Source organism: Streptomyces sp. NPDC002536, assembly GCF_053594995.1.
On record NZ_JBSFWU010000188.1, the window covers coordinates 1 to 6,922 of the forward strand.

The 6,922-nt window shown below is 73.3% G+C and carries 8 protein-coding genes and 1 riboswitch; of the genes, 3 read left to right on the forward strand and 5 right to left on the reverse strand.

The window, feature by feature from the left end:
• Nucleotides 1-130: 130 nt before the first annotated feature.
• The 5 genes from ACWD4B_RS34630 to ACWD4B_RS34650 form a co-directional block, all read right to left on the reverse strand.
• Nucleotides 131-922 carry a hypothetical protein gene (locus tag ACWD4B_RS34630; RefSeq protein WP_451424496.1) on the reverse strand — a complete coding sequence of 264 codons (792 nt, stop codon included), beginning with the start codon at nt 920-922 and terminating at the stop codon, nt 131-133.
• A 39-nt stretch (nt 923-961) separates the two neighbouring features.
• Entirely contained in the window at nt 962-1,879 is a 918-nt protein-coding gene (gene metF, locus ACWD4B_RS34635; protein WP_336412580.1) for a methylenetetrahydrofolate reductase [NAD(P)H], read from the reverse strand.
• A 105-nt stretch (nt 1,880-1,984) separates the two neighbouring features.
• Nucleotides 1,985-2,638, reverse strand: coding sequence for a thiamine phosphate synthase (thiE, locus tag ACWD4B_RS34640; protein WP_451424497.1), 654 nt, complete (start codon nt 2,636-2,638; stop codon nt 1,985-1,987).
• Between the two features lie 86 nt (nt 2,639-2,724).
• Complete coding sequence (locus ACWD4B_RS34645) at nt 2,725-3,090, reverse strand: Rv2175c family DNA-binding protein (protein WP_390777618.1); 366 nt, start codon at nt 3,088-3,090, stop codon at nt 2,725-2,727.
• Nucleotides 3,091-3,239: 149 nt separating this feature from the next.
• Nucleotides 3,240-4,481 carry an NAD(P)/FAD-dependent oxidoreductase gene (locus ACWD4B_RS34650; protein ID WP_451424498.1) on the reverse strand — a complete coding sequence of 414 codons (1,242 nt, stop codon included), beginning with the start codon at nt 4,479-4,481 and terminating at the stop codon, nt 3,240-3,242.
• 141 nt (nt 4,482-4,622) lie between these two features.
• Nucleotides 4,623-4,735: riboswitch (TPP riboswitch) on the forward strand.
• On the opposite strand from ACWD4B_RS34650, the gene thiO reads away from it, so the two are divergent.
• The 3 genes from thiO to ACWD4B_RS34665 all read left to right on the forward strand — a co-directional run.
• A complete protein-coding gene (gene thiO / locus ACWD4B_RS34655) occupies nt 4,727-5,923 on the forward strand; it encodes a glycine oxidase ThiO (protein WP_451424499.1) in 1,197 nt (398 codons plus the stop codon). It overlaps the preceding riboswitch by 9 nt.
• Nucleotides 5,920-6,156: a sulfur carrier protein ThiS gene (gene thiS, locus ACWD4B_RS34660; protein WP_451424500.1), complete on the forward strand. Its 237-nt coding sequence runs from the start codon at nt 5,920-5,922 to the stop codon at nt 6,154-6,156. The genes thiO and thiS overlap by 4 nt, the downstream gene beginning before the upstream one ends.
• A gap of 9 nt (nt 6,157-6,165) precedes the next feature.
• A partial coding sequence (locus ACWD4B_RS34665) for a thiazole synthase (RefSeq protein WP_451424501.1) occupies nt 6,166-6,922 on the forward strand: 757 nt, incomplete at its 3' end.

Consider the following 6,922-nt stretch of genomic DNA (forward strand, 5'->3'; position numbering starts at 1 on the left):
TTAAAAAAACAAAACACCCCCCGGGGGGGGGGGCCCCACCCCCCGGGACGGTGCCGCACGTCATCTGCGGGCGCGTCGTGGCTGATCGCGCAGTTCCCCGCGCCCCTGACGGGGCGCAAAGCCACCGGGATCAGTACCGGTACTGCTGACCGCCGTACCCCTGTTCCCCCGCCGGAGGCGTTTCCGTGTCGCGCTGCTGCGGCACCCACACGCCGCCCGGCGGGGTGTCTGTGTCGTAGTGCTGCGGGGCGTAGGCGTCCGCCACGTACTGCTGCTGCCCGTAGGGCGCCTGCTGTGTCTCGTACGACTCGTAAGTCCCGTATGTCTGCTGCCGGTTGCCGATGTACGGGTCGGAGTACGCGGCGTACTGCTGTTCCTGCCCGTGCTCGTGCCCATAGGCATACGGCTGTTGCTGTTGCTGCTGCCCGGCATCGCCGTACGCCGGGTACACCGCCGTCGCATCGGCATCGGGCGCCGTCTGCAGCGGCAGGTCGGGCATCAGCACCGCCGTGCCGGCGTCGTCCATGGCAGCCGCGGGGAACGCCTGGGTCTCCTCTGCGGCGAACGCAGCAGCGGGAGCGGGGGCGGCCGGAGCCGGTTCGGGGGCGGCTGAACGTTCCCCCTTGCCCCTGCGGCGCCCGCCCTTCTTCCCCTTCGCGGGGGCCGAACGCCGCCGGACCGCCCATCCCTTGTCGAAGCCGCGCCGGAACGAGAGCGTCACGTACGTCTGTCCCACGGCGAAGGCGAGGGCGCCGACGACGATGACCGCCACCGACGGGATGACCACGCCCGCGACCACGCCGAGGAATCCGGCGAAGGCGAGCAGCCGCCAGCGCAGCCGCGCCTTGTACTGCAGCAGCACTTCGCCGAGCAGCCACAGCGCGACGATGCCGAACGCGATGTAGAGGACCGTCCAGCCCATTAACGCCCCTCTCACCGGCCGCCGTTCACCGGTCGGCCGTCAGGACCGCTGGTGCAGTCCCAGGTTCTCGTAGATTTCCAACGTGGCCGTGGAGTGATTCAGGGTAATGAAATGCAGCCCGGGAATCTCCTCGGCCATCAACCGGGCACACAACTCCGTCGCGTACTCGATACCGATCGAGCGTACAGCGGCCGGATCGTCCTGCACCGCGAGGATCCGCTCCGCCAGGGCCGGGGGGAACGCGGCGTTGCTGAGCTGAGCAAATCGTTCGATCTGCCGCACATTTGTGACCGGCATGATCTCCGGGATGATCGGAGTGTCACAGCCCGCGGCCGCGACCCGGTCGCGGAGGCGCAGATAGTCCTCCGGATAGAAGAACATCTGGGTGATGGCGAAGTCGGCGCCCGCACGGCATTTGTCCACGAAGTACCGGACATCGGTTTCCCAGTCCGTGGAGCGGGGGTGCATCTCGGGGAACGCCGCGACGCCCACGCAGAAGTCGCCGGACTCCTTGATGAGCTGCACCAGGTCGGCCGCGTAGCGGATGCCGTCGGGGTGGCGCACCCACTCGCCCATGGGGTCGCCGGGCGGATCGCCGCGCAGCGCGAGCATGTTGCGGATGCCGACGTCGGCGTACTGGCCGATGACATTGCGCAGTTCGGCGACGGAGTGGTTGACGGCCGTCAGATGGGCGACCGGGGTGAGCGTGGTGTCGGTCGCGATCCGCTCGGTGGCCCGGACGGTGCCCTCACGGGAGGAGCCGCCGGCGCCGTAGGTCACGGAGACGAAGGTGGGGGCGACGGCTTCGATGCGCCGGATGGCGTTCCACAGCGTCCGCTCACCCTTCTCGCTCTTCGGTGCCGCGAACTCGAACGAGTACGACCGCTCACCGGAGGCGAGCAGTTCACGGACAGTCCGTGCGTGGTCCGTCCTGGTGGAAGCAGTGCCAAGGGCCATACCGGCAAGTTAACCAGCGGGGGCGCGGTCACCAAACCCCTATTTGCGATATGCCCGCTTCGCCCCGCGAAGCAGCGCCGAGTGTCCACACCGTGGACACCGGGGTCACACGTCGCGGTCCCGGATCCGCCGCGCGAGCTCCGCCGTCGCGGCTCCCGGGTCGTCGGCCTCGGTGATCGCCCGTACCACCACGACCCGCCGGGCTCCCGCGTCCAGCACCTCGTCCAGGTTGCCCGCGTCGATCCCGCCGATCGCGAACCAGGGACGGGCGGGCGCCAGCGAGGCCGCGTAGCGCACCAGGGAGAGGCCCGGGGCGTACCGGCCGGGCTTGGTGGGGGTCGGCCAGCAGGGGCCGGTGCAGAAGTAGTCCACGCCGGGCTCGGCGACGGCGGCGTCGACCTCCGCCTCCGCGTGGGTGGAACGGCCGACGAGCACGTCCTCGCCGAGGATCGCCCGCGCCGCGGGCACCGGCAGATCGCCCTGGCCCAGGTGCAGCACGTCGGAGCGGGAGGCGTGCGCGACGTCCGCGCGGTCGTTCACCGCGAGGAGCCGGCCGTGCCGGCGGGCGGCGTCGGCGAACACCGCGAGGTGCTCCAGCTCTTCGCCGGCCTCCATGCCCTTGTCGCGCAGCTGGACGATGTCCACCCCGGCCGCCAGCACGACGTCCAGGAACTCGGGCAGGTCGCCCTGGCGCCTGCGCGCGTCGGTGCACAGGTACAGCCGGGCGTCGGCGAGCCGCTCGCGCGCGGTGACGGGCATTCGGGTGTCTCCCCCGGGTCTTGCGCCGTACGGGCGCGGGCCGATGCGGCCCGCGCCCGTACGCCGGACGGTGTGTGTGAGGTCGGTCAGACGGCGAGCGCCTGGGCGCGGCGCTTCACCTCCGTGCCGCGATTCTCGCGCAGAGCCTGCGCCGGGGTGCCGGGCAGGGTGTCGTCCGGGGTGAAGAGCCACTCCAGCATTTCCTCGTCGCTGAAGCCGTCGTCCCGCAGCAGGGTCAGGGTCCCGGCGAGGCCCTTGACCACCTTGTCCTCGCCGATGAAGGCGGCGGGCACCATGAGCACTCGGTTCTCACCACGGCGCACGGCGATCAGCTGGCCCTCCTTGACCAGCTGCCGCACGCGCGTCACCTCGACGCCGAGCTGTTCGGCGATGTCGGGGAGGTTGAGCCACGCGGGGACGAGAGCATCAATCTTTTCGTCAATCTCGGTCACAGGGACAAGCCTGCCATCCGGGACCGACAGCCGGAAGCCGGGTTGACCCGACCCGGGTCCGCGTCGCCTCCCCGGGGCTTCGCCCCGGACCCCGGGACAGTGCGTCGGCTGCGGGCTGTCCGTGGCTGGTCGCGCAGTTCCCCGCGCCCCTACGGGGCCGCTGCAAGCACCGCCGTCTTCAGCGGCACCGACGCGTCGACGGCCTTCTCGCGGTCGAGGACGGCGCCCTGCTCGATGAGCCGCCGCCCCTGCGCCAGGTCGCGCGGGCGGCCCACGGCGAGCAGGGCGACCAGGACGCCCGAGCGCAGCCAGCACACCGTCCAGGCGGCCCCGTCGGGGTCGCCGCGCCAGACCATCTCGTCGGCGGCGGCGTGGTGCCCCGCGTACTGGACGAACCGGCCGAACTGCTCCGACCAGAAGTACGGCACCGGGTCGTAGACCGGCGCCTCGTCCGGGCCGTGGACGATGTTCTCCGCGACGGTCCGCGGCCCCTGGAGGGCGTTGTCCCAGTGGTGCACCAACAGCCGCTCCCCGTACCGGGCGGAGGGGAAGGAGGAGCAGTCGCCGACCGCGTAGACGTCGGGCAGCGAGGTGCGCAGCCGGTCGTCGGTGGCGACGGAGCCGTCCTTCGCGAGCGCGACGCCCGAGCCGGCCAGCCAGCCGGTCGCCGGGCGGGCGCCGATGCCGACGACCACCGCGTCGGCCGGCAGCCGGGTGCCGTCGGCGAGCACCACGGCGCCCGGCTCGACGGCGGCCACGCCGGTGCCGGTGAGCAGCCGGGCGCCGGCCTGGGCGTACCAGTCGGTCATGTGGGCGGCGACCTCGGCGGGCATCGCGCCCGCCAGCGGCCGGTCCGCGGCCTCCACCACGGTGACCCGGCAGCCCGCCTCGCGCGCCGCCGTGGCGAACTCCGCGCCGATCCAGCCGGCCCCGACGGCGACGACGTCGTGCTGCCCGGCCAGCACCGGGCGCAGCCGCTCCGCGTCGTCCAGGGTGCGCAGCACGTGCACGTCGGGCAGGCCGGCGCTGCCGGGGAGGGAGACGGGGTCGGCGCCGGTGGCGATCACCAGGACGTCGTAGGGCAGCGGCCCCTCGGTGGTCTCCAGCAGGTGCTCGTCCGCCCGCAGCCCGGTGGCCTCGACGCCGAGGCGCAGGTCGATGGCCAGGGAGCCGAAGTCCACCGCGAAGGCCGACCCTTCGGCCTTGCCGAGCAGGACGGCCTTGGACAGCGGCGGCCGGTCGTAGGGCTCGTGGGGCTCGGCGCCCAGCAGCCGGATCGTCCCGTCCCAGCCCTGCTCGCGCAGGGCGACGGCGGTCTGCACCCCGGCCATGCCGGCACCGACGATGACGACGGTGCGCCCGCCGCTTGCGGTCTTCGTCTGCTCGCTCACCCGATCACTGTAGGGCGGCGGACGGCGTCAGCCGGAGCATCCGGTGACGAGACCTCTGACACAGCGTCACGGCAGGTGCCGCCCGCGAGCCCCCTGCCACCCTTCCGACCGGTCGGCGGCGCGTACTAGGGTGACTCATTGCAAAGCACTCGCGGGAGCCCGGACGGACCGGGCTGAGAGGGAGGCTGGACGGCCTCCGACCGTACGAACCTGATCCGGGTCATGCCGGCGAAGGGAGGGGCTGGATGCCCATGCATGTGTCCTCCACCGCGCCCCCGAGGGCGACGGCCACGTACGACGTCCTCGTCATAGGCGGCGGTCTCATCGGTCTGGTCACCGCCTGGCGGGCCGCCCAGCGCGGGCTGCGCACGGCCGTCGCCGACCCCGCGCCCGGCGGCGCGGGCGCGACCCTCGTCGCGGCCGGGATGCTGGCCGCGGTGACCGAGCTGCACTACGGCGAGCAGGCGCTGCTCGCCCTCAACCTGGCCTCCGCACGCCGCTATCCGGCCTTCACGGCGGAGCTGGAGGAGGCCAGCGGCCGGGACACCGGCTACCGCGCCTGCGGCACGCTCGCGGTCGCGCTCGACGCCGACGACCGGGCGCACCTGCGCGAACTGCACGCCCTGCAGCAGCGGTCCGGACTGGACTCGCAGTGGCTGACGGGGCGCGAGTGCCGCCGTCTGGAGCCCATGCTGGCGCCGGGGGTGCAGGGCGGGCTGCGGGTGGACGGCGACCACCAGACCGATCCGCGGCGGCTGGCCGGGGCGCTGCTGACGGCCTGTGAGCGCGCCGGGGTGGTCTTCCACCGCGCCGAGGCCGTCCGCGCGCTGCTCGCCGGGGACCGGGCGGCCGGGGCCGAACTCGCCGACGGCACCCGGATCTCCGCCGGGCAGACCGTGCTGGCCGCGGGCAGCGGCAGCGGGCGGCTCGCGGGCCTCCCGGAGGAGGCCCTGCCGCCGGTGCGGCCCGTCAAGGGCCAGATCCTGCGGCTGCGGGTGCCGGACGCCTGTGCGCCCTTCCTCTCCCGCACGGTGCGGGCCGTCGTGCGCGGCGGGCACGTGTACCTGGTGCCGCGCGAGAACGGCGAACTGGTCCTCGGCGCGACGTCGGAGGAGCTCGGCTGGGACACCACCGTCACCGCGGGCGGCGTCTACGAACTGCTGCGCGACGCCCACGAACTCGTACCGGGCATCACGGAGCTGCCGCTCGTGGAGACCCGCGCCGGCCTGCGCCCCGGCTCCCCCGACAACGCCCCGCTGCTCGGCCCCACCGTGCTGCCGGGCCTGCTCGCGGCCACCGGCCACCACCGCAACGGCGTGCTGCTCACGCCGCTCACCGGCGACGTGATGGCCGAGGTGCTGACCGCCGGACGGCTGCCCGACGAGGCCGTCCCCTTCTCCCCCCGGCGCTTCGCCCCCGCACTCCAGGAGCAGTCCGCATGACCACCACCGGCGGGAACACCCGCGCCGCCACCGTCCGGGTCAGCGTCAACGGCGAGCACCGCGAACTGCCCGCGGGCACCGCGCTGGACGGGCTGGTGGCCACCCTGACCACCGCCCCCGGCGGGGTCGCCGCCGCCGTCAACGAGGCCGTCGTCCCGCGCGGCCAGTGGCCGGCCACCCCGCTCGCCGACGGCGACCGGGTCGAGGTCCTCACCGCAGTGCAGGGAGGCTGATCAGCACCGATGGCAGACGATCTGCTCACCATCGCCGACATCCCCTTCACCTCCCGCCTGATCATGGGCACGGGAGGTGCGCCCAGCCTGGACGTGCTCGAACGCGCCCTGCTCGCCTCCGGCACCGAGCTGACCACGGTCGCCATGCGGCGGCTGGACGCGACCGTGCAGGGCTCGGTGCTGTCCCTCCTGGAACGGCACGACATCCGGGTGCTGCCGAACACGGCGGGCTGCTTCACCGCGGGCGAGGCCGTCCTGACCGCCCGGCTGGCCCGGGAGGCGCTGGGCACGGACTGGGTCAAGCTGGAGGTGATCGCCGACGAACGCACCCTGCTGCCCGACCCCATCGAGCTCCTGGACGCCGCCGAGATCCTGGTGGACGACGGCTTCACCGTGCTGCCGTACACCAACGACGACCCGGTGCTGGCCCGCAAGCTGGAGGACGTCGGCTGTGCCGCGATCATGCCGCTGGGCTCGCCCATCGGCTCCGGCCTGGGCATCCGCAACCCGCACAACTTCCAGCTGATCACCGAGCGGGCGGCCGTCCCCGTGATCCTGGACGCGGGCGCGGGCACGGCGTCGGACGCCGCGCTCGCGATGGAGCTGGGCTGCTCGGCCGTGATGCTCGCGTCGGCCGTGACGCGGGCGCAGGAACCGGTGCTCATGGCGGAGCACGTCAACCCGTTCCAGGTGGTCGACGTCAAGGGCATCCCCGCGGGCGACACCTCCTGGCAGACGGACCCCACGCTGTGGTGGGACACCTACC

Bases quoted from the DNA above. Each gene is read 5' to 3' on its own strand.
- thiS (WP_451424500.1), top strand. From the start codon at position 5,920: ATGACCACCACCGGCGGGAACACCCGCGCCGCCACCGTCCGGGTCAGC.
- thiE (WP_451424497.1), bottom strand. From the start codon at position 2,638: ATGCCCGTCACCGCGCGCGAGCGGCTCGCCGACGCCCGGCTGTACCTG.
- ACWD4B_RS34630 (WP_451424496.1), bottom strand. From the start codon at position 922: ATGGGCTGGACGGTCCTCTACATCGCGTTCGGCATCGTCGCGCTGTGG.
- thiO (WP_451424499.1), top strand. From the start codon at position 4,727: ATGCCCATGCATGTGTCCTCCACCGCGCCCCCGAGGGCGACGGCCACG.
- metF (WP_336412580.1), bottom strand. From the start codon at position 1,879: ATGGCCCTTGGCACTGCTTCCACCAGGACGGACCACGCACGGACTGTC.